Genomic DNA, 24,453 nt, shown 5'->3' with positions numbered 1-24,453 from the left:
CGCGCGTGAATCCTGTACGTGAGGTCTTCGGTGGTTTCGGTGTCCTGCTGCGCGGTCTGGGCATCGTGCTGCGCAAACCGCGCCTGTTCCTGCTCGGCGCGCTGCCCGCGTTGGTCACGTCGCTGCTGTTCCTGGCGGCGCTGATCACCCTCGCGGTGAACATCACCGGTCTGGTGGCGTGGGCGACGCCGTTCGCCGAGGACTGGGAGAGCGCCTGGCGGGGGCTGGTGCGCGGCGCGCTGAGCCTGGCGCTGCTGGCCGGAGCGGTCCTGGTCATGGTGGTGACGTTCACGACGGTGACGCTGGGCCTGGGCTCGCCGATCTACGACAAGATCGCCGAACTGGTCGAACAGGAACTGGGCGGCGCGCCCGAGGCCCCGGACGAGGCGCTGATGGCGTCGGTGACCCGTTCGGTGCGCCAGTCGACGGGGGTCGTGCTGGTCTCCCTCACCGTGACCGTCAGCGCGTTCCTGCTCGGGCTGGTCCCGGTGGTCGGCTGGATGGTGGCCCCGGTGCTGACCGCGGTGGTGGGAGGCTGGCTGCTGGGCATCGAGCTGACCGCGAGCGCCTTCGACCGCCGCGGCCTGCTGCGCATCCGCGACCGCCGCCACTTCATGGCCGCCCGCCGCTGGCGCGTCCTGGGCTTCGCGATCCCGACCTACTTCCTGCTGGCGATCCCCTTCGTGGCAGTGGCGGTTTTCCCGGCGGCGACCGCGGGCGGCACCATCCTCGCCCGGGAGCTCCTCACAGAGGGCCCCCAGGGGCCGCAGGAGCCCCAAACTCCCCCGATTCCTCACCAGAACCCACCCGAAGCACCAAAGGCCCCGTAGGAGCCGCCTCAGCCCTAGCAGGCAATCGAAAAGCGACGAGGGGCGGACGATCTAGCGATCGTCCGCCCCTCGTCACGTGTTCGGGGAAGTGCCCCGTCTCCCTTTTAGGAGAAGGAGAGCAACAGGTCAGCGGCTTCGAGTTTGAGGTCGAAAGGCTGAGGAAGTCGCACAGACCCGCGGCGAAGGACACGGGTGACTTCCCGGTACTCGTCTCCCTCTGGCTGACGGAACAGGGCGACCTCATCCTGCTTCGGATCAATCACCAGGTAGAGAGGGACTCCGGCCTGCGCGTATCCCTTCGTCTTGTTGGTCCAGTCGTGGTGCGCACTACTGGGCGAGACAACCTCGACAACCAATTCCGCCTCTTCGGCCGGACGAATCCACGACGGACCGTCCCAACCCTGCCCCCGCACGAGAGCTGTCGGCAAGACCACCAGGTCGGGCACGTAGCGATCACCGGTCTTGGCGATCTCCAAGGTGAGCACCTGCACTGCCCGAAGGCCTTTGGCTTTGAGTCCGCCCTCCAGCACCGACTCGTGAACCTCGGTGACGATGTCGGCATGCCTGGCACTGGGCGTTGGCGACACGGTGATGCTCCCATTGATGATTTCCACGCGGTAACCATCCGGGAGTTCGAGACTTTCGGCCAGAGTGTGGAGATCCATGGTCGGCTCATCCGTCCGCTCTTGCACAGCACACGTCATAGAGGGCTCCCTGAGGTATCCAGAACGTTCCTGAGCTCAGCGAGAGCACTTTTCCAGCGTACGTCTTTTCCCGAAGAATCCCCAGGAAACACCAGGGGCGGACGATCGCGTGATCGTCCGCCCCTTGGCATGTGTTTGGTGGTTTGGCCGGTGCGGTCAGCGCAGGCCGGGGTTGCGGCGCAGGGCCGTGGTGATCATGCGCTCGACGAGTTCGGCGTAGCCCAGGCCGGTGGCGCCCCACATCTGTGGGAAGGCCGACGACGGGGTGAAGCCGGGCATCGTGTTGAGCTCGTTGACCAGGACCTCGCCGTCCTCGGTGTAGAAGAAGTCCACCCGGGCCAGCCCCTCGCAGCCCATGGCCTCGAAGACGTCGGCGGCCATCTTGCGCAGGCGCGCCGTGGCTTCCTCCGGGATCTCGGCGGGGATGGTCAGGCCGCTCGTGGACAGGTACTTGGCCTCGAAGTCGTAGAAGTCGAAGCCCTCCGCCACGTGCACCTCGGCCGGGAAGGAGACGTCCGGGGTACCGCCGTCCTCCGCCTCCAGGACGCCGCACTCGATCTCGCGACCGATGACCTGGGCCTCGACCAGGACCTTGGGGTCGTGCTCGCGGGCGGCCTCGACCGCGGCGATCACGGCGTCGGTGTCCTTGGAGTCCTTCACCTTGCTGATACCGACGCTGCTCCCGGCGCGGGCGGGCTTGACGAAGACCGTCTCGCCCAGCTCGGCGATGTCGTCCAGGACCTTCTTGCGCTCAGTCCGCCAGGTGCGCTCGGTGATCGCCACGAAGTCGCTGGTGGGGATGGCGTTGCCGACCAGGAGGGCCTTCATGAAGACCTTGTCCATGGCGGCGGCACTGGAGAAGACCCCTGCACCCGCGTAGCGCACGCCCATCATCTCGAAGAGACCCTGGATGGTGCCGTCCTCGCCGAAGGGGCCGTGCAGCAGCGGCAGCACGACGTCCACCTCGGCCAGGCGCCGAGTGCCCTGCTCCGGGGTCACCGTCATGAGCTGGCCCGCCGCGTCGAAGGGCAGCGCCAGTTCGACGCCGTCCTCGGAGACGGTGGGCAGGGCCTTGGTCTCCGCGTCGATGCGCAGGCTCTCGGGGTCTCCCGAGGTCAGGACCCAGTTGCCGGTGGGGGTGATCCCGACCGGGACAACCTCGTAACGGTCCTGGTCGATGACGGACAGGACGCTGCCCGCGGTGACGCAGGAGATCTCGTGTTCGGAACTACGCCCGCCGAAGACGACGGCGACCCGAATCTTGCGCTGCTCGGACGACATGCTGCCTGACCTTATCTCGCCTGCTGATGGAACCGGTTCGGGGCGAAACGCACCCGTGTGTCACTTTCCCCCGTCGAGCGCCGCGAGGGCGTCCTCGATGAGGTCCTGGGGGTCCTCCAGACCGATGGAGAACCGTACCGCGCCCAGGGAGATGCCCGCGGCGGCCAGCTCCGCCTCGCTCATGCTGCGGTGCGAGGTCGAGGCCACGTGCCCGGCCAGGGTGTGCGTGCCGCCGAGGGAGGCGGCGATGGTAGCCACCTGAAGCCGGTCCGCGAAGGCCATGCCCTCGTCGGCGCCGCCGCGCGGGTGCACGGTGACCACCGCGCCGTAGCGGCCTTCGTCGAAGAGCTTGCCGGCGAGCGTGTGCTCGGGGTGCGAGGCCAGCGACGGGTGGTCCACCCGCTCCACGAGCGGGTGCCCGTCCAGAGCGGCCGCGAAGGCCGCGGCGCTCTCGCACTGGCGCTGCACGCGCAGCGGCAGGGTCTCCAGGCCGCGGTGCAGCAGGTACGCCTCGTCCGGGGCCAGGCACGGGCCCAGGTCGATGCGGGCCGCGCGGATACGGTCGATCAGGTCGGGCGAGGCCACGGCCACGCCGCCGGTGGTGTCGCTGTGCCCGCCCAGGTACTTGGTGGCCGAGTGCACCACGATGTCGGCGCCGAACTCCAGGGGGCGGCAGACCGCCGGGGAAGCGAACGTGGAGTCCACCACCAGGGCGGCGCCCGCCTCACGGGAGATCTGTGCCAGCCCGGGCAGATCGGAGACGGTCATGGCCGGGTTGGACAGCGTCTCGGTGAACACCACGCGCGTCTGGGGCGTGACCGCCGCGCGTACGGCGTCCAGGTCGGTGATGTCCACGAAGTCCGTGCGCACCCCGAAGCGGCGCATCAGCCGGTCCAGCAGCGAGTACGTGTTGCCGTAGATCTGGCGGGAGGCCACCACGTGCGCCCCGGCCTCGGTGAGGGCCAGCAGCACGGTGCTGATCGCCGCCATACCGGAGGCGAAGGCCTGACCACGCACCCGGTCGGGGAGCCCCGCGCCCTCCAGCGCCGCGACCGCGTCCGCGAAGGCGTCCACGGTGGGACTGTCGATGCGGGCGTAGGAGTAGCCGCTCCGCGCACCGGCCAGCACGTCCGCGAACCCCTGGGAGGTGTCGAACGCGTAGGTGGTGGCCCGATGGACGGGCATCCGCATCGGCCGCTCGGCGGGGACCGGAGCCAGCGGGGCGGAGACCGCCCGCGTGTGCTCCCCCGCGCTCCCGGAACCAGGTGTGTGTGTCATCGTGCTCGCTCTCAGACGCCGTAGCGCTCCGGCTTGGTGCTGCGTGACATGAACGCCAGCAGTGCCTGGGCCGGGCTCATGTCGTGGTGCATCATCTTGACGACGGCCTCGGTGATCGGCATGTCGACCCCGTGGGTCCAGCCGAGTTCGAGGATCGACTCGGACGACTTGACCCCCTCGGCCGTCTGCCTGGTCTCGGCGACGACCTGTTCGAGGGTTTTGCCCGCGCCCAGTTTCTCACCGAAGGTCCGGTTCCGCGACAGTGGGGACGAGCATGTCGCCACGAGGTCACCCATTCCGGCCAAGCCGGACAGGGTGTGTTCGTCGGCTCCGAGCGTCACCGCGAGGCGGGTGGTCTCGGCCAGCCCGCGGGTGATCAGCGAGGCCTTGGTGTTGTCACCGAAACCCATGCCCTCGGCGACGCCGACTGCCAGGCCGATCACGTTCTTCATCGCGCCACCGATCTCCACGCCCACCAGGTCGGTGCTGGTGTAGGGGCGGAAGTACGTGGACTTGCAGAGCCCCTGTAGGAGGACGGCCGTCTCGTAGTGCGGGCAGGCGACCACGGCGGTGGCCGGCTGGCGCTCGATGATCTCCCGAGCCAGGTTGGGCCCGGACACCACAGCGATCCGCTTCTCGGACATTTCGAGGACCTCGCCGATGACCTGGCTCATCCGCATGAGGGTGCCGAGCTCGACACCCTTCATGAGGCTGACCACCACCGCGTCCTCGGCGATGTGCTCCCGCCAGGACGCCAGGTTCTCCCGCAGTGTCTGCGAGGGGACGGCCAGCACCACGACCCGGGCGCCGGACAGCGCCTCGGCCGCGTCCGTGGTGGCGTGCAGCCGCCCGTTGAGCGTGATCCCCGGAAAGTAGTCCGGGTTCTCCGAGGACTCGTTGATCGCGTCGACCACCGCAGCCCGGCGCCCCCACAGGACCACCTCGGCCACAGGGCCCTCGCCGCTCTTGCGCGCCAGGTCCGCGGCGTCGGCGACGATGTTGGCGAACGTGGTCCCCCAGGACCCGCTGCCCAGTACCGCGACCTTCACGTGGCCCACGTTGTCAGCGCTCATCTGGTCGGTCATGCCCCCGTGCTGTTCTTCCCGTTGTCGGCTTCGGTGGTTTCGGCGGTCGTGTCAGCGGTCGGCACCTCGGGTGCCTCCGTGATCTCTTCCCGCTCGGCGCGCTTGGCCTCCGCGGCCTGCTGGCGGGCCTTCTTGAAGTCGAAGGGCTCGGCCGGCGGGGTCTCACCACGAATCTCGGCCTGCAGGGCGGTGATGTCGGCCATGATCGCCTTGGTGGCGCCGTCCAGGACGGTCGCGGTGATCGGCTTGCCCCGGAACTCGGACAGGTCCACCGCCGGGCCCGCGCGGAACTGGACCTTCTTGCGCGGCGGCAGCAGACGCGGCTTCTTTTCACCGTAGGGCAGGATGTTCTGCTCGCCCCAGTGCGCAACGGGGATGACCGGCACACCGGTGGTCAGGGCCAGCCGGGCCACGCCATTCTTGGCGGTCATCGGCCACAGCTCGGGGTCGCGGGTGCAGGTGCCCTCCGGGTAGAAGATCACCGACGAACCGTCCTCGACGAGCGCCTTCTCGGCCTCGCCCAGCGCCTTGACCGCGTCGGCGCTGCCGCGCTTGATCGGGATCTGTCCGGTGCTCCTGGCCACCGAGCGGACCACGGGGATCTTCATGACCGCGTCCTTCATGGTGAAGGTCGGCCAGCGGCGCGCACCGATGTAGAGGAAGTGCGCGACGGTCAGGGGGTCGGTCACCGAAAGGTGGTTCGCCGCGATGATGGCTCCGCCCTGGGCGGGCACGTGCTCGGTGCCCTTCCACTCGGGCTTGACCACGAACCACAGGACGAACCGGACGATCCGGGACACGACCCACTTGACCCATCGCGATTCTCGTTGCTTGGCCACGGGGGACTCCTCACTTCTCACTCCCGGCCCGGTCCGGACCACGGAAGCTCAACCGACTCAGTCTAGGACGTGCACTGATGTACCGGGGTGCGCCGTTCGGGGCGCCCGGCCGGACACGCCCAGGGTGCCCGCGCCGCGCCGTACCCCGAACGCCTACCCTCATCACTGTCGTGGCCGCATCAACGTCCCGGGGGAACCGTGACCGGCTTTGGAGAGCGAGGCGGGGCTTCGCACGTCGGGGTGCGCTGGTCCCTGATCGTCCCAGTCAAGCACCTCGGCCTGGCCAAGACACGACTGACCCGGGCCGCCGGGGAGCTCCGGGAGGACCTGGCGCTGGCGATCGCCTGCGACACGGTGGCCGCGGCGCGCTCCTGCCCTGCCACGGGGGCTGTGTTCGCGGTGACCGAGGACCCGCGTGCGCGCGCCGAGCTCGCGGGACTGGGCGCGGTGGTGGTGGGCGGTGAGCCAGGCGGTGGTCTGAACCCGGCGTTGGAGCACGGGGCCCGGATCGCGGCCGCCCGCCTGCCGGGGTTCGGGGTGTGTGCGCTCTCCGCGGATCTGCCCGCGCTGCGCCCGGCCGAACTGGAGCGGGTGCTGGCGGCCGCCGCCGCGCACGGAAGGTCGTTTCTGGCGGACTCCCCCGGCGTGGGGACCACTCTGCTGGCCGCTTCGCCCGGGATGCGGCTCGCCCCGGCCTTCGAGGGGGCCTCACGCGCCCGCCATCTGGCCGGTGGGGCCCGCGAACTGCTGGTCCCGGGCACGGAGTCGGTCCGGCGGGACGTGGACACCCCAGAGGATCTGACGGCCGCGGCGGCCCTGGGCGTGGGGCCTCGCACGCGTGAACTCCTGGAGCGGGTGGCGGCGCGCGCTCCGAGCGACGCCTGCTGACGGTTCCGGAGCGGACCCGGGAGCAATCCCTGAACCGGCCCCGGACAGTGCTCCGCCCGGGTCCCCTTGTGGGAAACCCGGGCGGAACCAGCCGTTCGCCAGAGGGCGAGCGGTATTACTTCTTGTCGCCGTTGACCAGAGCCTTGAAGTCAGCGCCAGCGCGGAACTTCGGAACGAAGCTCGCGGGGACGTTGATCGTGGCGCCTGTGGCGGGATTGCGGGCGGTGCGAGCCGCACGCTCGGACTTCTCGAAAACGCCGAAGCCCGTGATGGCGACCTTGTCGCCCGACGCCACGGTGGCCTGAATGGTCTCAAGCACAGCGTTGACCGCTTCGGTCGCGGTCTTCTTGTCTCCGAGACGGTCGGAGATCGCGTCGATCAGGTCACGCTTGTTCATAAGGTTCCTCCGGTTCCCCCTTGCTCGCACGAAATTAGGGGAAGCAGAGGCCCTTACACAAATACAAACGCCCGTGAGCTAGGCGTGTCGGGCCCCTCCCGACCTGCAAGGTCACCCTCCGCAACGGATGGGGTGCAAGAGGCGGGGGTGGCGACCAGGCCCCTTTTGACCCCTTCTGCGGCCCTCAAATGCCTACGTATAACCGGATTCCGGGCGCGGGGCAGGCTGCGGTTAAGGGCACAAAGACCGTAAGCGAGCGCTCACGTCAAGTAAAGGTAAAATTATTCGGGACCGAGGGTGCACTGAGTCACAACGACCCTCGATCCCGCTTCAGTTCGGCGTTCCGAACCCCGTCCGGCGCTAGAGCGTGACCGGCTTCCAGGGCTCGCGAGTGGTCTCGAACTCACCGATCTCATCCGTGTGACGGAGCGTCAGGGCGATGTCGTCCAGACCCTCCAACAGCCGCCAGCGGGTGTAGTCGTCCAACTCGAACGGCTCCTGCACGCCGGGCCCGCGAACCTCGCGGTTGACCAGGTCCACCGTCACCTCGGTGGCGGGGTCGGCCTCGATGGCGTCCCACAGTCGGTCGATGACCTCCTGCGGCAGCAGGACGGTCAGCAGGCCGCCCTTGAGCGAGTTGCCGCGGAAGATGTCGGCGAAGCGCGAGGACAGCACGGTCTTGAAGCCGTAGTCCTGCAGCGCCCACACGGCGTGCTCACGGGAGGAACCGGTACCGAAGTCCGGCCCGGCCACTAGGACGGACGCGCCCTCGTACTCGGGGCGGTTGAGCACGAAGTCCGGGTCGGACTTGCGCCACTCGGCGAACAGGCCGTCCTCGAACCCGGTGCGGCTGACCCGCTTCAGGTAGACGGCGGGGATGATCTGGTCGGTGTCGACGTTGCTGGCGCGCAGCGGGACGGCCCGACCGGTGTGGACGTCGAACTTCTCCATGGGAGGACTCTCCTTACGGGGTCGGGACGGGCTACTGGGCGTCCAGGTCGGCGGGTGAGGACAGGGTGCCGCGCACGGCGGTGGCGGCGGCGACCTGGGGCGAGACCAGGTGGGTACGGCCGCCGCGGCCCTGACGGCCCTCGAAGTTGCGGTTGGAGGTGGAGGCGCTGCGCTCTCCGGGCTTGAGCTGGTCCGGGTTCATACCCAGGCACATCGAGCAGCCCGCCTCGCGCCACTCGGCTCCGGCGTCCAGGAAGACCTGGCCCAGGCCCTCCTCGTTGGCCTGCTCCTTGACCCGCATGGAGCCGGGCACCACGAGCATCCGCACGCCGTCGGCGACCTTGCGGCCCCGGACGATCTCCGCGGCGGTGCGCAGGTCCTCGATCCGGCCGTTGGTGCACGAGCCGAGGAAGACGGTGTCCACCTTGACCTCGCGCATCGGCGTTCCGGCCTTGAGGTCCATGTACTTCAGGGCCTTCTCGGCGGCGGCGCGCGCAGAGGGGTCCTCGTAGGAGGCGGGGTCGGGCACCTCGGCGTCCAGCGGCACGCCCTGGCCGGGGTTGGTGCCCCAGGTGACGAACGGGCTGAGCTCGTCCGCGTCCAGGACCACCTCGGCGTCGAACTCGGCGCCCTCGTCGGTGCGCAGGCTCTTCCAGTGCTCGACCGCGGCGTCGAAGTCCGCTCCCTGGGGCGCGTGCGGGCGGCCCTGGACGTAGTCGAACGTGGTCTGGTCCGGGGCGATCATCCCGGCGCGGGCGCCCGCCTCGATGGACATGTTGCACACCGTCATGCGGGCTTCCATGGACAGGGCCTCGATGGCCTCGCCCCGGTACTCGATGACGTAGCCCTGGCCGCCGCCGGTGCCGATCTTGGCGATCACGGCGAGGATGATGTCCTTGGCGGACACACCCGGCCTGAGCGTTCCGTTGACCGTGACGGCCATGGTCTTGAACGGCTGCATCGGCAGGGTCTGGGTGGCCATGACATGCTCGACCTGGCTGGTGCCGATACCGAAGGCCAGCGCGCCGAACGCGCCGTGGGTGCTGGTGTGGCTGTCGCCGCAGACCACGGTCATACCGGGCTGGGTGAGGCCGAGCTGGGGGCCGACCACGTGCACGACGCCCTGGTCGATGTCGCCCATCGGGTGCAGGCGGATGCCGAAGTCGGAGCAGTTCTTGCGCAGCGTCTCGACCTGCTTACGGGAGACCGGGTCGGCGATGGGGGCCAGGAGGTCCATCGTCGGAACGTTGTGGTCCTCGGTGGCGATGGTCAGATCCGGACGGCGCACGGAGCGACCCGCCAGTCGCAGCCCTTCGAAGGCCTGCGGGCTGGTCACCTCGTGGACGAGGTGGAGGTCGATGTAGAGCAGGTCCGGCTCGCCGTCGGCACGTCGGACGACGTGCTCCTCCCAGACCTTCTCGGCCATCGTGCGTGCCATGGGCGATCGCCTCTCTCGTGTCTAGCGTCTGTGGCGCGTCTCGGGTGGAGGGGTGCTCATCTGGGCCGCTGGCCTCGCGCACGGATGTGCGGCCGACTTGCATTCCATATTTCGAGACGGCAATATCAAGCCATGGACAACTCTAGCTCATCCAGCGGTGTCGGTGTCCTGGACAAGACGATGTCCGTCCTCGACGCCTTGGAGTCGGGGCCCGCGTCGCTGGCCCAGCTGGTCCAGATCACCGGTCTGGCCCGCCCCACCGCCCACCGTCTCGCCGTCGCCCTGGAGCGGCACCGCATGGTCACCAGGGACAGTCAGGGCAGGTTCGTGCTCGGGCCGCGCCTGGGAGAGCTGTCGATCGCCACCGGCGAGGACCGCCTGCTCGCCGTGGCCGCGCCGGTCCTGGTCCAGCTGCGCGACCTCACCGGCGAGAGCGCCCAGCTCTACCGCCGCCAGGGCGACCTGCGCGTGTGCGTAGCCGCCTCCGAGCGCAGCAGCGGCCTGCGCGACACCGTCCCGGTCGGCAGCGAACTGCCAATGAACGCCGGTTCGGCCGCCCAGGTACTGCTGGCCTGGGAAGACGCCGACCGGATCCGCCGTTCCCTGGTGGGCGCGCGCTTCACCGCCGCCAGCCTCGCCCAGGTGCGCCGCCGCCGGTGGGCCCAGAGCGTCGCCGAACGCGAGCAGGGCGTGGCCTCAGTCTCGGCCCCGGTCTCCGGCCCGGGCGGGCGCGTGATCGGCGCGGTGTCCGTCTCCGGCCCGATAGAGCGACTCACCCGCTCACCGGGGCGCATGCACTCGCAGGCCGTGGTGTCGGCCGCCGAGAAGATCAGCGAGTCCCTGCACACCTACGAGGGCTCCCACTAACCAGCACCGGCCCAGCCTCGCCGGACCCACCACCATCCCCGAAGTCGACGGCGGTGCCCACCCAGGGCACCGCCTTTCGCATGTGTGCCGACGTATCCAGAGGGGTTCCGAAAACCCACCCCCGCCCGTGGACACTTATTGACACTTTGTCTAACATGACGGCATGTCTCACAAGAACGTGACTGGGGACACATCTTCCCAGGCCGAGCTCGACGCCTTCCGTGAGCTCCAGCAACTCGCCTACCAGGCCGCCAGCGACGTGGCGGCCACCCTCGAACCCGGTGTGACCGAACGCGAGGCCGCCCGGCGCATCCGCGAACACCTGGAGACCCGCGGAGTGCAGGACTGGTTCCACACCCCCTTCGCCTGGTTCGGCGACCGCACCGCCTTCCGTAACTTCCGGGTGCCCCTGCAGTTCTTCCCGACCAACCGCAGGCTGGAGGAGGGCATGCCCTTCATCCTCGACTGCGCCCCGGTCCGGGACGGCTACGTCGCCGACATCGGCTACTCCGGCTACCTCGGCGAGAACCCCCTGCACGACCGCCTGATGGACGACCTGCGCGCGCACCGGCGCCTGATCGTCGAAAAGGTCCGCGAGGGCAACACGCTCCAGGACGTCTACCGCTCCGTTGACGCCCTCATCCGCGAACAGGGCTACGACAACCGGCACCAGGTCTATCCCGGCCGTGTCATCGCCCACCAGGTCGGCAAGGTCGAGTCCCGACTGCCCAAGGCGATCGTCGCGGGCTTCGGCATCCGCTCCCTGCAGACCCTGTTCGGTGACCTCATCGTCGAGCGCATGCACCACCGCTCCCCGCTGTGGGCGGACGGCGACATCTCCGCGCACCCCGCCACCCCCGGCATGTGGGCGGTGGAACCCCACATCGGCTTCCGCGACATGGGGGTCAAGTTCGAGGAGATCCTCGTCGTCACCTCCGGCGACGCCTACTGGCTCGACGACGACCTGCCCCACGTGAACCGGTGGAACGACCGCTCCCCGGTCACCGCCGCGGGCCCCGGGGCCTCCGGCAGCACCCTGACCACCGTCTGCGCCGACGAGGAGGCCACCACCGCATGAGCCCCGGACCGCACCGCTACGTCACCGCCACCGACGGCCAGCGCCTGGCCGTCTACTCCGCCGGGGTCGGCTCCGATCCCACCCGTCTGCCTCCACCGCCCTCAACGGACGCCTACGGCGCAGTACCTCCCACTCTGCTCCTGGTCCACGGCTACCCGGACAACGCCGCCGTCTGGGACGCCCTCGTCGCCGACCTCGCCGCCGACTACCACGTGGTCAGCTACGACGTCCGCGGCGCCGGGCGCTCCACCGCCCCCGACGACCGCTCCGGCTACCTGATGGACCAGCTCGCCGACGACCTGCGCACCGTCGCCGACGCCGTCAGCCCCGACCGGCCCGTGCACCTGGTCGCCCACGACTGGGGCTCCATCCAGACCTGGCACGCCGTCACCGAGCCGAAGCACGCCCACCGGTTCGCGTCCTTCACCTCCGTCTCGGGCCCCGACCTCGACCACGCCGGGCACTGGCTGCGGAAGGCCCCCGACGGTGTCCGCAACGTGCTGCGCCAGGCCGTGCGCTCCAGCTACATCGGCTTCTTCAGCACACCCGGACTGCCCGAGGCCGCTTGGCTCAGCGGGATCGGCGGCGCCGCACTGGCCGGGCTGGAGCGCATCGGCGGCGGCCCCCGGGTCCCCGCCAAGCGCGCCACCCGCGACTACCTCAACGGGCTGGAGCTGTACCGCGCCAACATGTTCCGCCGCTTCACCCAGCCCGCCGAACGCCGCACCGGCGTGCCGGTTCAGGTCCTGGCGCCCACGCACGACGCGTTCATGGTCGAGCAGGTGCAGTCCAACGCCGCGCGCTGGGTCGAGGACTTCCGCTTCCACCGCTTCAAGGGCGGCCACTGGTCGGTCCGCTCCCACCCCGAGCCGGTCGCCCGGCGCGTGCGCGCGTTCGTCGAGGAGATCGAGTCCGGGGCACCGCGCCCGGTCCGCAACCTCACCGCGCAGCAGGCCCGCCGCCACGGCGGCGCCTTCGCCGGTCAGGTCGCCGTGATCACCGGCGCGGGCAGCGGGATCGGCCGCTGCCTCGCCTTCGAGCTCGCCGAACGCGGCGCCCGGATCGTCGCGGTGGACGTCAACGCGCCCGCCGCCGAGCGCACCGCCGAACTCTGCTCCATGATCACGCCCGGTTCCAGCGCGCAGCGCGTGGACGTCACCGACTCCGCCGCCATGGACAAGCTCGCTGTAGGGGTGCGCGAGGAGTACGGGGTGCCGGACCTGGTGGTGAACAACGCCGGGATCGGTGTGGCCGGTCCCTTCCTGGAGGCCACCACCGAGGACCTGGAACGGGTGGTCGACATCAACCTGTGGGGCGTGATCAACGGTGTCCGCGCCTTCGCCCCGATGATGGTGGAGAGCGGGGGCGGCGGCCGGATCGTCAACACCGCCTCGGCCGCGTCCTACCTGCCCTCGCGGTTGTACGGCGCCTACTCGGCCACCAAGGCGGCGGTGCTCGGGCTCAGCCGCTCCCTGCGCGGAGAACTGGCGGGGAAGGGCGTGAGCGTCACCGCCGTCTGCCCGGGCCTGATCAACACCGGGATCATCTCGAACGCCCGCCTCTCCGGGATGGGCGAGGTCTCCGGCACCAAGGACAAGCTCAACCGGCTCTACCGGCTGCGCGGCTACACCCCGGAGAAGGCGGCCCGGCGGATCGCGAACGCCATCGAGTCCGGCCCGGAGATCGTCCCGATCACCAGCGAGGCGCACATCGGGCTGGCCCTGTCCCGGCTGTCCCCGGCGGCGATCCGCGGCTACGCCCGGGTGGCCCCGCCGATCTGAGCCGAGCCCGTGCCGGCCCGTCCCCCTTTCTCTTTCTCGAACACCCTCGCTCCCACCCAGGAGGCTGACCATGAGCAGCGACCACACTCTCCTCCCCGCCCAGCCCGGCGTGGACGAACCCGACCGCCTCGTCCTGCACGCGCGTGACGTGCAGTTCGACTGGAGCAAGCTGGACCTGCACTGGATCCCGAACGAGCCCTTCGCCACCCACGTCATCAACGTGCTGCACCTGCTGCTGCCCGAGGGTGAGCGGTGGTTCGTGGAGGTCTTCAAGCAGGCCGTCCCGCACATCACCGACGATGAGCTGCGCGAGCAGGTGCTCGGCTTCATCGGGCAGGAGGCCGTGCACGCCGAGGCGCACGCGGGCGTGCTCGACCACATGGACGCGCACGGCCTGGACCCGCGGCCCTACGTGGAGCAGATCGCCTGGATGTTCCGGGTCGTGCTCGGCGACCGCGACCTCTCCGGGGCCCGCGAATTCGCCTGGCTGCGCACCCGGCTCGCGGTGATCGCCGGAATCGAGCACTACACGGCCGTTCTGGGCCAGTGGGTGCTGGACGCGAAGGAGCTGGACGAGGTCGGCACCGACCCGACGATGCTGGACCTGCTGCGCTGGCACGGCGCCGAGGAGGTCGAGCACCGCGCGGTCGCCTACGACCTGTACACGCACCTGGACGGCGGCTACCCGCGCCGTGCTCTGGCGATGGGCGTGGCCGCCTTCGCGCTGGCCGCGCTGTGGGTACGCGGGGTACGGTTCCTGATCGCCAACGACCCCTACCTGAAGGGGAGGATCGAGGGACGCAAGCCCAAGGCCTCCTGGGCGCTGCGGGACGGCAAGCGCGGACTCATCCCGCACCTGGGCCGCCTGGCGCGGGCCGTCCCCGAGTACCTGCGCCGCAAGTACCACCCCTCGCACCACGGTTCCACCAGCCAGGCCGTCGCCTACCTGGCGGTCTCTCCCGCCGCCCGGGCCGCCGACGCCGCCGAGCAGGAGGCGGCGAGGAAGGAAGCGGAGAAGGCCCTGAAGCAGGAAGCGAAGCAGCAGGAGGCCTCGCAGTGACCGGCGAACCCCACCAGGACGAGCGCCCCCGGGAGGTCAAGCACAGCGCCGAGTTCTACGCGAACCCGCGCCCGCCGGTCTCCCTGTACGGCCGTCAGCGGCGCCCGGACCGGTTCATGCTGGGCCTGGGGAAACTCGCGGCGCGGATCGAGCCGCTCACCTCGCGGTGGCGGCCTGGCCACCCGCCGCTCGCACCGGCCGGGGACCTGCCGGTGCGGGTGGCCCGGGTGGAGCGGCCCGCACCGGACGTCGCGGCCCTGACCCTGGTGCCCGTCGGCCCGGGCGCCGTGCTGCCGTACTGGCAGCCTGGCCACCATGTGGACGTGGTGCTGAGCGGCGGCGTGGTGCGCCAGTACTCGCTCTGCGGCGACCCGGCGGACCGCTCCGGATACCGGATCGCGGTCCGGCGGATCGAGGGCGGTGTGGGTTCGGGGTTGGTCCACGAGCTCGCCGAGGGGGACGTGATCGGGCTGCGCGGGCCGCGCAACGCCTTCCCCTTCGCCCGGGCCGAGCGGTACATGTTCGTGGCGGGCGGTATCGGGATCACCCCGATCCTGCCGATGGTCCGGGCCGCACACGCCGCGGGCCGGGAGTTCGCGTTCGTCTACACGGGCCGGGACCGGGAGAGCATGCCCTTCCAGGACGAGCTGCCCGGGGTTGGGGGCGCGGGCGCGGCGAGCGTGTTCGTGCGACCCGACGACGAGTACGGGACCCCGGACGTCGAGGAGCTTCTGACTGATCTCACCCCCGGCACTGCCGTGTACGTGTGCGGCCCGACCCCGCTGATCAACGCGCTCCGGACGCGGGTGCCCGCGGAGAACCCGTTCTTCTCCGAGCGTTTCTCCCCGCCGCCGATCGTGGACGGCCGCAGGTTCGAGGTGCAGTTGGGCCGTTCCGGGCCGGTGCTCACCGTTCCGGAGGACGAGTCGGCGCTGGACGTGGTGCGCCGGGTGCGCCCGGAGACCGCTTACTCGTGCCGGCAGGGCTTCTGCGGCACCTGCCGGGTGGGGCTGCTGTCCGGGAAGCCCGACAACCGGGACCGGCCCACCGGCGGTTCGCCGCGCGGCGCGGAGTTCGCCCTGTGCGTCTCCCGCGCCGACGAGGACGAGCGCCTCGTACTGGACCTGTGAGCGGAGCGCGATAGCGGGACCCGGGGGGCGGTAGTTTCAGAAGCAGAGAGTTGCAGGGCTAGTTGCAGGGCCAGAAGTCAGGGCGAGCGGCCCCGGGAGGTTTCGACAGCGGTGGTGTCCAGCAGGGCCGACCGTCACCAGGCGCGGGTGACGGGCTCGGCGGTCCCGGCTGATCGGCCGGAGACCAGGCGGCGGCCACGCCGCATGGCGCCCCACGAACGCCGGGATGATCTGATCCGGACGGCGCTGCGCGTGTTCGCGCGGCGCCCTCCCGGTGATGTCACTCCGGAGGAAATCGCCGAGGAGGCCGACGTCTCCCGGGCCCTGGTCTACCGCTACTTCCCCAACATGGCGGAGCTGCGCAAGGCTGCTCTGGAGCAGGCCATGGCGGAACTCATGTCCCGCCTAGCCCCGCCCGAGGATCTGCCGCCCCTGGAACAGCTGCGGGTGGCCCTACGCACCTTCATCGACTTCGCGGATTCCTACGCCCCTTCCTACGCCGCCCTGCTCAACGGCGGCTCGGTGATCTCCACCGAGGAGACCGAGGCCGAGATCGACCGCGTCCGCGAGGGCGTGCGCGCCCTAATTCTCCAACGCACCGGCATCGAGGGCCCCTCGCCCAAACTGCTGCTGAGCCTGCACTGCTGGGTGTCAGCGGTCGAGACCGCGGTGATGTTCTGGCTCCGCGACCATGGCATGTCCCGCGAAGAACTCGCCGACTGGCTGCTCGACCAGCTGATAGCCATGCTGACCGCGGCCGGAGGCCCCCAGGAAGAACTGGACCGCCTCGCGGCCCACATCACCTGACCCCCCCAAAAAAAATCACCTGCCCCACAACGAATCACCGCCCCCACACATCACCTGACCCCACAACGAGTCGCCCCCAGGCAGACACTGATCCACAGGCCGCCACACCTGAGATGGCGCTGCCCCTGCTCGGCGTGTTCTTCTCGAATAGGGGGATCTTCACGTCCCGCCCACTTCGGCATGCCCAAAACAAGCAGCAGCAGAGAAAATCCCGCTCTCCCCACCCCGGAGCTCACCGGGCCCCGCATCCAGGGGCTTACCCGACTGGGGGTCCAGGATGACCCGGCGCAGGACGCCATCCGCCGCACCGCATCCATCGCCATCACTTCGCCGTCCTGGGTGGCCGCGAACCAGGTCCGCGCGGCAGGCGTCGAAAGCCTTCTTGTACTGGTCCTCCACCAGGGTCGGGTTCAACTTGGCCGCCACATCCCGACCCGCCCGGGTGAGTTCGTTGCAGGACAGAGTCGGGTTGTCCTTTTTCACGGCCATGATTCCGGCATCCATCATCTGGACAACTCGGAAATCGCCACACCCGCGTGCTACGCAAAGGGGCTGCTTTTCCGCCAGAGAGAAGGGCTGGCCGCAACCCGCACCTGGAGCTGTCCGCTGCTTCCGAAACCCCCTCATCCCCGGTGATCTTGCTACCAGAAGCAAGTTCAGCGCCGATTTCGCTTCTGGTAGCAAGATCATCTTCGAAACAGGGGCCCAAACCGTGCCCGGGGAGGCTGGTGGGGCGCTGTTGTGGTTCGCAGGCAGGCGTGACCGGCCGCGACACGCGACCCGGTCCCCGCAGAGCTGGGGAACCCGGGGCCCTCGCTGCCGCTTTTCCGTCTCGCCCGCCTCGACCGGCCGCGACACGTCCAGGCGTTGGGCTCCGAGGTGGGGGCCTTGCCCCTGCCTTCCCCGCATGGCCGGGGTGAGTAGTCATCCGGTGTACACCCGGTCCACGTTCTCAGGCCACCGGCCGCGCCTACGGTTTCGGATCGTCAGCTTTCCGGCTGGTGCCCCGCTGTGTTACCCGCTGTAGAAGGGCTCACCCATGACTGGCTCCTCCTCTGGCCGCTTCGGCTCCCCCGGCTCGCTTTCCTCTGATTCCTCTGCCCAGGCCGGGTTGGGGCGGCGGGGTTTCCTCACCACGCTCACCGGTGCCGCCGCGGCCGCTGCCGGGCTGACCTTCCTGCCTGAGGGCACCGCTCTGGCTCGGGAGGGCGCCGCGACCACTCTGGATGTCATCTCCGATATCCAGGGCGACCTGGCCGACTTCGCGCACGTTCTGGATTATCTGGACTCCCTCGGGACGGCTGACGCTCTCGTGGTCAACGGTGACCTGGTCGCCAACGGCCACATCTCCGAGTACGAGGCCTACCGGAGGGTGCTGGACTCGCACCCGCATCCGGAGCGGGTGATCAGCACCATCGGCAATCACGAGCTGTACAACAGCGAGCCCTTCGACATCCAGGTCGACCGGTTCGTGGAGTACACCGGCATGCCCGGGGTGTACTCGGAGCAGGTGGTGGGCGACGTGCCGCTGTTGGCGATCGGGACCACCGAGCCCTTCGCGGGCACCAGCCCTCCGTTCGTGACGCTGGGTGCCGAACAGCTGTCCTGGCTGGACGAGCGGCTGTCCCACTACGCGGGCAGCGGGCTTCCGGTGTTCGTGCTGAGCCATCATGTGCTGCCGGAGAGCATTTCCGGGACGACCGGGGAGGACAAGGCCCGGTTCTACGACCAGGACTTCGTGGACGAGATCGAGCTTCTGGAGATTCTGGGCGGGCACGCCGATGTCGTGTTTTTGTCCGGGCACACGCACTGGTCTTTGGAGCGTGACGACTGGGCTGTGCGCAAGGTGGTCTCCGGCGGCGATCCGCGGGGGTTCACGGTGGTCAACACCGGGTTCGTGCAGACCCTCTACGGTCCGAACGGCAACGGCGGCGAGCGGGCGATCGACGCCTCGGCGGCGCAGGGGCTGCGGATCGACGTGGCGCAGGACGGCACGGTGACCGTGCACGCGCATGATCTGAAGGCCGGCGCGGTGATCCGTTCGCTGGAGATCGAGGCTCCCACCGGCTAAGGGGCCACACAACGACAGAAGGCTCCATCCGTGTGGATGGAGCCTTCTCGCTGGTACCCCCGAGCGGATTCGAACCGCCGTTACCGCCTTGAGAGGGCGGCGTCCTAGGCCACTAGACGACGGGGGCCTCAACCAGTCCCTGGAGACTGATGGTCGAGAGGAACGTGAACCCACGATACCCACTCGAACCGGACACTGGCGACAAGCGCCAGTCAGAGAGAAAGCCTCCACGAAGTGGAAGCGTTCTCCTGTGGTACCCCCGAGCGGATTCGAACCGCCGTTACCGCCTTGAGAGGGCGGCGTCCTAGGCCACTAGACGACGGGGGCGCACTGTGGATCCGAAGATCCGTGCTGATCGCTACGCGATCATGCGCTGGCCTACCAGGACTCGAACCTAGACTAACTGAACCAGAATCAGTCGTGCTGCCGATTACACCATAGGCCAGTGCTCTTGGAGGACTTGGCGGCTTTCGCTGCCCTGTCCCCCTCGGCGACGTGTTTAACTCTAGCGGACATTCTGAGTACTCGCGAACCAGAATCGGGGTGACCGGGCTGTGGCCCCGGCCACCCCGTACAGATCAGGCGCACATCAGCGCTCTGACCGACGCACTGGTCAGCCTTCGTCGGCGGCCTTCTCTTCGGCGCGCAGGCGCTCTAGAGCGGCCTCCAGACGCGCCTGGACGCGCTCGCGGCCCAGCAGCTCTAGGGACTCGAACAGCGGCAGCCCGACGGTCCGTCCGGTGACGGCCACCCGCACCGGCGCCTGGGCCTTGCCCAGCTTCAGCCCGAGCGTGGCCCCGGTCTCCTCGGTGGCGGCCTTGAGGGCGTCAGCCGTCCAGTCGAGCTCGGGGTCAGCGAAGCGCGCGAGGGCGGCCTCCACCATCTCCTTGCCGACGCCCGGCTTCATCGCCTTCTTCCAGCTCTTCTCGTCCTCCACGGGCTCCTTCAGGAAGAGGAAGTCCACGTTGGGGACGATCTCGCTGAGCACCGCCACACGGCTCTGCGCGAGCGGGGCGACCGCGGCGAACGCCTCGGCGTCGTAGTCGGCGGCGTCCCAGGGGGTGCCCTCGCCGGTGAGCCACGGCTGGCAGCGCTCGATGAAGTCCTCGACGCTCAGCTCACGGATGTACTCGCCGTTGAAGGCGCGCAGCTTCTTCTCGTCGAAGAACGCGCTGGAGCTGTTGACGTCCTGGATACGGAACAGCGGCATCATCTCCGACCACGGCATGATCTCGCGGTCGTCACCCGGTGCCCAGCCCAGCAGCATCAGGTAGTTGATCATCGCCTCGGCGAGGTAGCCCTCCTCCTGGTAGGACTCCAGGGCGACCTTGTCCCGGCGCTTGGACAGCTTCTTGCGCTGCTCGTTGACGATGACGGGCAGGTGCGCCCACACCGGCGGGGTCAGATCCAGCGCCTCCCACAGCAGCTGCTGCTTGGGGGTGTTGGACAGGTGCTCCTCGCCGCGGATGACGTGCGTGATCCGCATCTCGACGTCGTCGAGCACGTTGGCCAGCACGAACAGCGGAGAGCCGTCAGCGCGGGCGATCACGAAGTCCTCGATGGAGGCGTGGTCGAACTCCACGTCGCCGCGGATCTGGTCGCGGACGACCGTGGGGCCGCCCTCGGGTACGCGGAAGCGCAGCGCCCGGCCCGGGCCAGGCTCCAGGCCGCGTTCCCGGCAGAAGCCGTCGTAGCCCAGGTACTGGTTGCCGCGGCGCTCCTGCACCTGCTCGCGGGTGCAGTCGCAGTAGTAGGCGCGGCCGGAGCGGTACAGCTCCTGCGCGGTCTCGCGGTGCTTGTCGACGTAGGCCGACTGGAAGTAGGGACCCTCGAAGTGCGGGTCGTTCTCGTCGATGCCGATCCACGACATCGCGCGGATGATGCCGTCGGTCCACTCGGGACGGTTGCGGGCGGCGTCGGTGTCCTCGATGCGCAGCACCATGCGGCCCTCGGGCTGCTGCTGGGCCAGAGCCCAGTTGAAGAGGGCGGAACGTGCACCACCGACGTGGAACATGCCCGTGGGGGACGGGGCGAAGCGGGTACGAATAGGAGTCTCAGTCACGGTCCCCAGGGTATCGGTGGCCCGGGATGACCTGTGGGAAGTCCCGGAGGGAGCGGAGGGGCGCGGTCCGCCCCGTGCACCGGTGGCGACCGGTCAGGTGCTGCTCGGCAGCGGCCTCGGGTAGGCCGGGCCCAGACCGAACTCACGGGAGAGGGCGTCCGCGAAGCCCGCGGCGATCTTCAGCTCCCCCCTGCCGTTCGGATGCGTTCCGTCGTAGGTGTCCTCGGCCGTGTCCCACAGCTCAGCCCCGGCCAGATCGAAGCTGACGACCGGGGACCGCTCGGTGGACAGGTCCTCGCTCACCGACTGGACAAGTTCGTTGTAGACGTACAAGCGCAGGGCGAAGCCCTCGTCGCTGTCGGCCAGGGCGATGCGCGGAGCCTGCGCGAGGAGGATCCGGATGTCGGGGTTGGACGCACGGGCGCCGAGCACGTAGGAGCGCAGGCGTTCCTCCATCTCCTCGGCGGAGATCGGGAACAGCAGGTCGTTGACACCGATCATGGTGCACAGTACGTCCGGCTGGTACGCCCGGACATCCTCCTCGATGGTGGTGGCCGCCTCGTCCAGGGTGCGGCCCCAACGGGCGTTGTGGTCCTGGTCGAAGTCCGGGTTCCGGTACTCGACGCTGTCCGGGTCACCGTCATCGGGTTCACCGCCGGTGAGCTCGGGCGGGATGATCTGCTCGGGTGTGGCGAGCGAGGTGAAGGGGCCGACGAAGTCCAGGCTCTCGATATGGGGGTCGAGGTGGTTCCACAGGTGGAAGCGCCAGGTCTTGTCACCGTCGGCGCCCTGGGTCATGGAGTCCCCGGCCAGCATGATGCGCACCTGTGTCTGGCCGGTGCTGTCGGAGTCCGGGTCAGCGGAAGGATTGTCGGCCCCCGGGGAGAGCCGGGTGAGTATCCACAGGCCGGAACCCGCGAGCAGAAGGATCAGGGCGCACACACCTGCGGAGAGGAACGAGCGGGGGATGCGGCTGGGTGCGGACAACGGGTCAGACCTTCCGTGGTGCGTTGCGTGCTGCCCCGGGAAGGCAGCCGTGCGCGGGCGCGCCCGCGCACGGCCCCGAGGTCAGTCCCGGGTGACCACCCTGTTGCTGATGGCACCCAGACGTTCCACCGTAACGGTGACCTCCTGGCCGACCTCGACGGGGCCCACACCGGCGGGGGTGCCGGTCAGGACCACGTCGCCCGGGAGCAGCGTCATGAACGAGGTGACATAGGAGATGATGCCCGGGATGTCGTGGATGAACTGTGATGTACGTCCGTCCTGGCGCGTCTCGCCGTCCACGGTCGTGGTGACCGCCAGGTCCTGGGCCTCCTCGATGCTCAGCCCGGTGGTGATCCACGGCCCGATCGGGCAGAAGGAGTCGAACCCCTTGGCCCGGGTCCACTGCTTGTCCGTCTTCTGCAGGTCGCGAGCGGTGACGTCGTTGGCCACGGTGTAGCCGAAGATCACGTCCTTGGCGCGCTCCCGCGGCACCTCGCGGCAGGGCCGGGAGATGACGATGGCCAGCTCACCCTCGAAGTCCACCCGCTCGGAGGCCGAGGGGTAGAAGATCGGGTCGTTCGGCCCGGTGACGGCGGTGGACGGCTTGAGGAAGACCACCGGCTCGTCGGTGGACTCCCCCGTGATGTCCTTCATCTCCGCGACGTGGTCGGCGTAGTTCTTGCCGATGCACACGACCTTGGTGGGTAGGACCGGCGACAGCAGACGCACGTCGGAGAGCTTCGCGCGCTCACCCGTCAGCTTGATGTCCCCCAGCAGGGGGTGGCCCGTCAGCCGGGCGACGAACTCTTCCCCGCTGTCCGTGTCCGTGTCGATCAGGCCGAACCCGACCTCGTCACCGGCCGCGAACCGTGCGATACGCACCTGATGCCTCCCAGCAGCCCTGATTTCACTCGTTCTTGTCCGTCTGAAGCGTATCGGCGCCCAGGTGGGCACGGGGGAAGGCGGGCAGCCGGTGGGGCGGAGCCCCCGCGACAAACACCCGAAGCCGTGACACACCCACACTTCCCGGGACTCTGCCTGGCCCTTGACGGGGCCGATCTCTGGCATGCTGGGGTGCGTTAGACAAAACCCTCGGCCAGCCGCCGCTCCGAGGGTTGGCGGTACCGCCCGAGTGGGCGGGAACACCGCCCGGGGTGGCCGTCGCGACACTCGGCCGCTCCCGTGGGGACGCCTCCACCGACCGCCCTGGTCGGAGCGGACCCGCGGCCGCCGGAAGGCGCCGGAGGCCGGCCCTCCCCGCCCTCCCTGTTCGGGTCCCGGCGGAACCACCGTCCACTGTCGAGAGGTTGAGCCCCGTGCCCGCTCCCGCTCCCCGCGCCAAGCACCGCCGACGCCGTCGGTACCCCATGGGTCTGGCCCTGGGTCTGTGCCTGGTCTCGGGTGCCTCCGCCGTGTTGATGGTCAGCGTGCCCGAACCCGGCTCCGACGCGGGCTCCTCCGAGGAGACCTCCGCCACCGGCCCGATGGGCGACGGGATCCCCGACGAGGGCTCCGACCGCCGAGCCGCTCCCGAGGACGCCCCCGTGGCCGAGTCCAGCGCCGCCACGAACACCCCCTCCCCCAGCCCTTCGCAGGCCGAGGAGGACCTCCCGGTCCTGCTGCGCTCGGTGGTGGAGGAGGTCGACACCGCCGACGGCGACCTCAAGGTGGTCGAGGGCGAGGGCGAGGTCATGGGTGACGGCCCGCTGACGACCTTCACGGTCGAGGTCGAGGAAGGGCTGCCCGGCGAGGACGAGGACTTCGCGGACGCCGTGGAAGAGATCCTGGGCGACCCCCGCAGCTGGGGCAACGACGGGGACCGCTCGTTCCAGAAGGTGGACGGTGACGACGCCGACATCCGGGTGCTGCTGGCCGCGCCGGACACGGTCGACCGCCTGTGCGCCCCGCTGCGCACCAACGGGTACGTGTCCTGCGCCAACGGCAACCAGGCCATCATCAACCAGAACCGCTGGGTTTCGGGCGTCGATCACTTCGACGACGACCTGGAGACCTACCGGATCTACCTGATCAACCACGAGGTGGGCCACACCCTGGGCCACGGCCACGTGAACTGCCCGGGCGACGGCGAGCCCGCCCCGGTGATGCAGCAGCAGAGCCTGGGTCTTCAGGGCTGCGAGGCCAACGGCTGGGTGCATCCCTAGCACCCACTCGCCGCCTCTGGTATCAACGGGCCTCAGCGCTCCGCACCGGTTCCCAACCAATCCGGTACGGGGCGCGCGCCGAATGACCTTCGGACACGTCAGCGGATTTCCCGGACACGACGGGTATTCGCCGTGTTCCATAGGTCCTGGCCCCGAGCGAGCGGGGCCGTCCGTCGCCCGTGCGGGGCCCGCACCCCGCGCGTAAATCCGCCCGCCCTGCGTCGGGCGAGAGAGTGAGGCCGCATGTGTGACTGCCGTAAACCCCCCGCCGAGTCGGTGCCCGTCGTGCCGGAGGTGACCAGGCGCTCCGTGTTCGGGGTCGCCGGGGGCGGGGCCGTGGTCGGGGTGGTCACCGCCTGCGGTGGGGGCGAGGACACAGCGAACGTCGGGGACCCGGCAGACGTCGACGCCCCGATCGCCAGCACGGACGAGGTCCCCGTGGGTGAGGGCGCCGTCTTCAGCGAGCACGAGGTGGTCGTGACCCAGCCCGAGGAGGGCACCTTCCGTGCCTTCTCCACCAGGTGCACGCACGAGGGCTGTCCGGTCGACCAGGTCTCCGACGGGCAGATCCAGTGCCCCTGCCACGGCAGCCGCTTCTCGATCGAGGACGGCTCCCCCGTCGAGGGCCCGGCGGAGAGCCCGCTGGAGGAGATTCAGATCCGCGTCGACGGCGACTCCATCGTGCTGGCCTGAGCGCGCTCCGACCCCACACGAAGGGGCCGCGGTGGAATCCGATGGATCCCGCCGCGGCCCCGTC

General features: G+C 69.6%; 23 protein-coding genes and 3 tRNA genes. 11 read left to right on the top strand and 15 right to left on the bottom strand.

Going from position 1 to position 24,453, the window contains the following annotated elements; genetic code table 11:
* Positions 1-5 precede the first annotated feature (5 nt).
* Positions 6-830, top strand: a complete 825-nt coding sequence (locus D457_RS0110940) for an EI24 domain-containing protein (protein ID WP_017580704.1) — start codon at positions 6-8, stop codon at positions 828-830.
* A 104-nt stretch (positions 831-934) separates the two neighbouring features.
* Here the strand turns inward: D457_RS0110940 and D457_RS0110935 are convergent, their stop codons facing one another.
* The 5 genes from D457_RS0110935 to D457_RS0110915 form a co-directional block, all read right to left on the bottom strand.
* Entirely contained in the window at positions 935-1,495 is a 561-nt protein-coding gene (locus tag D457_RS0110935) for a Uma2 family endonuclease (RefSeq protein ID WP_239646069.1), read from the bottom strand.
* Positions 1,496-1,690: 195 nt separating this feature from the next.
* Entirely contained in the window at positions 1,691-2,815 is a 1,125-nt protein-coding gene (locus D457_RS0110930; RefSeq protein WP_017580702.1) for a D-alanine--D-alanine ligase family protein, read from the bottom strand.
* A gap of 60 nt (positions 2,816-2,875) precedes the next feature.
* Positions 2,876-4,093: a trans-sulfuration enzyme family protein gene (locus D457_RS0110925; protein ID WP_017580701.1), complete on the bottom strand. Its 1,218-nt coding sequence runs from the start codon at positions 4,091-4,093 to the stop codon at positions 2,876-2,878.
* Between the two features lie 11 nt (positions 4,094-4,104).
* The gene (locus D457_RS0110920; RefSeq protein WP_017580700.1) at positions 4,105-5,178 is read right to left on the bottom strand and encodes an NAD(P)H-dependent glycerol-3-phosphate dehydrogenase; all 1,074 of its coding nucleotides are present in this window, start codon (positions 5,176-5,178) and stop codon (positions 4,105-4,107) included.
* The gene (locus D457_RS0110915) at positions 5,175-6,017 is read right to left on the bottom strand and encodes a lysophospholipid acyltransferase family protein (RefSeq protein WP_017580699.1); all 843 of its coding nucleotides are present in this window, start codon (positions 6,015-6,017) and stop codon (positions 5,175-5,177) included. The genes D457_RS0110920 and D457_RS0110915 overlap by 4 nt, the downstream gene beginning before the upstream one ends.
* A 240-nt stretch (positions 6,018-6,257) precedes the next feature.
* Between D457_RS0110915 and cofC the strand changes: the two genes are divergently transcribed.
* Positions 6,258-6,905, top strand: coding sequence for a 2-phospho-L-lactate guanylyltransferase (gene cofC / locus D457_RS0110910; protein ID WP_017580698.1), 648 nt, complete (start codon positions 6,258-6,260; stop codon positions 6,903-6,905).
* A gap of 115 nt (positions 6,906-7,020) precedes the next feature.
* On the opposite strand, the gene D457_RS0110905 is transcribed toward cofC, so the two are convergent.
* From D457_RS0110905 to leuC, 3 genes are all read right to left on the bottom strand, one after another.
* The gene (locus D457_RS0110905) at positions 7,021-7,302 is read right to left on the bottom strand and encodes an HU family DNA-binding protein (protein WP_014910144.1); all 282 of its coding nucleotides are present in this window, start codon (positions 7,300-7,302) and stop codon (positions 7,021-7,023) included.
* A gap of 360 nt (positions 7,303-7,662) precedes the next feature.
* Positions 7,663-8,253 carry a 3-isopropylmalate dehydratase small subunit gene (leuD, locus tag D457_RS0110900; protein ID WP_017580697.1) on the bottom strand — a complete coding sequence of 197 codons (591 nt, stop codon included), beginning with the start codon at positions 8,251-8,253 and terminating at the stop codon, positions 7,663-7,665.
* Between the two features lie 31 nt (positions 8,254-8,284).
* A complete protein-coding gene (gene leuC, locus D457_RS0110895; RefSeq protein WP_017580696.1) occupies positions 8,285-9,691 on the bottom strand; it encodes a 3-isopropylmalate dehydratase large subunit in 1,407 nt (468 codons plus the stop codon).
* Between the two features lie 180 nt (positions 9,692-9,871).
* Between leuC and D457_RS0110890 the strand changes: the two genes are divergently transcribed.
* The 6 genes from D457_RS0110890 to D457_RS0110865 all read left to right on the top strand — a co-directional run bounded on the left by D457_RS0110890 (position 9,872) and on the right by D457_RS0110865 (position 16,414).
* Positions 9,872-10,558 carry an IclR family transcriptional regulator gene (locus tag D457_RS0110890; protein WP_026116533.1) on the top strand — a complete coding sequence of 229 codons (687 nt, stop codon included), beginning with the start codon at positions 9,872-9,874 and terminating at the stop codon, positions 10,556-10,558.
* Positions 10,559-10,721: 163 nt separating this feature from the next.
* The gene (locus D457_RS0110885; RefSeq protein WP_017580694.1) at positions 10,722-11,636 is read left to right on the top strand and encodes a M24 family metallopeptidase; all 915 of its coding nucleotides are present in this window, start codon (positions 10,722-10,724) and stop codon (positions 11,634-11,636) included.
* Positions 11,633-13,417 (top strand): SDR family oxidoreductase, encoded by a 1,785-nt coding sequence (locus D457_RS0110880; RefSeq protein ID WP_017580693.1) that lies wholly within the window; start codon positions 11,633-11,635, stop codon positions 13,415-13,417. Before D457_RS0110885 ends, D457_RS0110880 begins: the two co-directional genes overlap by 4 nt.
* A 70-nt stretch (positions 13,418-13,487) precedes the next feature.
* Complete coding sequence (locus D457_RS0110875) at positions 13,488-14,477, top strand: metal-dependent hydrolase (RefSeq protein ID WP_017580692.1); 990 nt, start codon at positions 13,488-13,490, stop codon at positions 14,475-14,477.
* Positions 14,474-15,607: a PDR/VanB family oxidoreductase gene (locus D457_RS0110870; RefSeq protein WP_017580691.1), complete on the top strand. Its 1,134-nt coding sequence runs from the start codon at positions 14,474-14,476 to the stop codon at positions 15,605-15,607. The genes D457_RS0110875 and D457_RS0110870 overlap by 4 nt, the downstream gene beginning before the upstream one ends.
* A 204-nt stretch (positions 15,608-15,811) precedes the next feature.
* Positions 15,812-16,414, top strand: coding sequence for a TetR/AcrR family transcriptional regulator (locus D457_RS0110865; RefSeq protein ID WP_017580690.1), 603 nt, complete (start codon positions 15,812-15,814; stop codon positions 16,412-16,414).
* 159 nt (positions 16,415-16,573) lie between these two features.
* On the opposite strand, the gene D457_RS35705 is transcribed toward D457_RS0110865, so the two are convergent.
* Positions 16,574-16,903, bottom strand: a complete 330-nt coding sequence (locus D457_RS35705) for a hypothetical protein (RefSeq protein ID WP_152514214.1) — start codon at positions 16,901-16,903, stop codon at positions 16,574-16,576.
* 550 nt (positions 16,904-17,453) lie between these two features.
* Between D457_RS35705 and D457_RS0110860 the strand changes: the two genes are divergently transcribed.
* Positions 17,454-18,485, top strand: a complete 1,032-nt coding sequence (locus tag D457_RS0110860; protein WP_017580689.1) for a DUF4073 domain-containing protein — start codon at positions 17,454-17,456, stop codon at positions 18,483-18,485.
* Between the two features lie 51 nt (positions 18,486-18,536).
* On the opposite strand, the gene D457_RS0110855 is transcribed toward D457_RS0110860, so the two are convergent.
* From D457_RS0110855 to D457_RS0110830, 6 genes are all read right to left on the bottom strand, one after another.
* Positions 18,537-18,612: transfer RNA gene (locus D457_RS0110855), tRNA-Glu, on the bottom strand.
* A 124-nt stretch (positions 18,613-18,736) separates the two neighbouring features.
* Positions 18,737-18,812: transfer RNA gene (locus D457_RS0110850), tRNA-Glu, on the bottom strand.
* A 46-nt stretch (positions 18,813-18,858) separates the two neighbouring features.
* Positions 18,859-18,930: transfer RNA gene (locus D457_RS0110845), tRNA-Gln, on the bottom strand.
* 168 nt (positions 18,931-19,098) lie between these two features.
* Positions 19,099-20,547 (bottom strand): glutamate--tRNA ligase, encoded by a 1,449-nt coding sequence (gltX, locus tag D457_RS0110840; protein ID WP_083926731.1) that lies wholly within the window; start codon positions 20,545-20,547, stop codon positions 19,099-19,101.
* A gap of 93 nt (positions 20,548-20,640) precedes the next feature.
* Entirely contained in the window at positions 20,641-21,534 is an 894-nt protein-coding gene (locus tag D457_RS0110835; protein WP_017580687.1) for a GDSL-type esterase/lipase family protein, read from the bottom strand.
* 81 nt (positions 21,535-21,615) lie between these two features.
* On the bottom strand, positions 21,616-22,416 hold the full coding sequence (locus D457_RS0110830; protein WP_017580686.1) for a fumarylacetoacetate hydrolase family protein: 801 nt from the start codon (positions 22,414-22,416) through the stop codon (positions 21,616-21,618).
* Between the two features lie 485 nt (positions 22,417-22,901).
* Between D457_RS0110830 and D457_RS0110825 the strand changes: the two genes are divergently transcribed.
* Complete coding sequence (locus D457_RS0110825; RefSeq protein ID WP_017580685.1) at positions 22,902-23,696, top strand: DUF3152 domain-containing protein; 795 nt, start codon at positions 22,902-22,904, stop codon at positions 23,694-23,696.
* A 285-nt stretch (positions 23,697-23,981) separates the two neighbouring features.
* Entirely contained in the window at positions 23,982-24,389 is a 408-nt protein-coding gene (locus D457_RS0110820; protein WP_394297037.1) for a Rieske (2Fe-2S) protein, read from the top strand.
* Positions 24,390-24,453 lie beyond the last annotated feature (64 nt).

The organism is Nocardiopsis valliformis DSM 45023, assembly GCF_000340985.1.
GTDB classification, from domain to species: Bacteria; Actinomycetota; Actinomycetes; order Streptosporangiales; family Streptosporangiaceae; genus Nocardiopsis; species Nocardiopsis exhalans.
Note: the sequence above shows the minus strand (reverse complement) of the source record. Positions and strands in the feature narration are given on the sequence as shown.

Excerpts from the sequence above, each read along its gene's own strand:
- D457_RS0110935 (WP_239646069.1), bottom strand. The coding sequence starts at position 1,495 with ATGGATCTCCACACTCTGGCCGAAAGTCTCGAACTCCCGGATGGTTAC.
- D457_RS0110925 (WP_017580701.1), bottom strand. The coding sequence starts at position 4,093 with ATGACACACACACCTGGTTCCGGGAGCGCGGGGGAGCACACGCGGGCG.
- D457_RS0110875 (WP_017580692.1), top strand. The coding sequence starts at position 13,488 with ATGAGCAGCGACCACACTCTCCTCCCCGCCCAGCCCGGCGTGGACGAA.
- D457_RS0110880 (WP_017580693.1), top strand. The coding sequence starts at position 11,633 with ATGAGCCCCGGACCGCACCGCTACGTCACCGCCACCGACGGCCAGCGC.
- D457_RS35705 (WP_152514214.1), bottom strand. The coding sequence starts at position 16,903 with ATGGCCGTGAAAAAGGACAACCCGACTCTGTCCTGCAACGAACTCACC.
- D457_RS0110920 (WP_017580700.1), bottom strand. The coding sequence starts at position 5,178 with ATGACCGACCAGATGAGCGCTGACAACGTGGGCCACGTGAAGGTCGCG.
- D457_RS0110905 (WP_014910144.1), bottom strand. The coding sequence starts at position 7,302 with ATGAACAAGCGTGACCTGATCGACGCGATCTCCGACCGTCTCGGAGAC.
- D457_RS0110865 (WP_017580690.1), top strand. The coding sequence starts at position 15,812 with ATGGCGCCCCACGAACGCCGGGATGATCTGATCCGGACGGCGCTGCGC.
- D457_RS0110930 (WP_017580702.1), bottom strand. The coding sequence starts at position 2,815 with ATGTCGTCCGAGCAGCGCAAGATTCGGGTCGCCGTCGTCTTCGGCGGG.
- D457_RS0110885 (WP_017580694.1), top strand. The coding sequence starts at position 10,722 with ATGTCTCACAAGAACGTGACTGGGGACACATCTTCCCAGGCCGAGCTC.
- leuD (WP_017580697.1), bottom strand. The coding sequence starts at position 8,253 with ATGGAGAAGTTCGACGTCCACACCGGTCGGGCCGTCCCGCTGCGCGCC.
- D457_RS0110890 (WP_026116533.1), top strand. The coding sequence starts at position 9,872 with ATGTCCGTCCTCGACGCCTTGGAGTCGGGGCCCGCGTCGCTGGCCCAG.
- D457_RS0110825 (WP_017580685.1), top strand. The coding sequence starts at position 22,902 with ATGGGTCTGGCCCTGGGTCTGTGCCTGGTCTCGGGTGCCTCCGCCGTG.
- leuC (WP_017580696.1), bottom strand. The coding sequence starts at position 9,691 with ATGGCACGCACGATGGCCGAGAAGGTCTGGGAGGAGCACGTCGTCCGA.
- D457_RS0110860 (WP_017580689.1), top strand. The coding sequence starts at position 17,454 with ATGACTGGCTCCTCCTCTGGCCGCTTCGGCTCCCCCGGCTCGCTTTCC.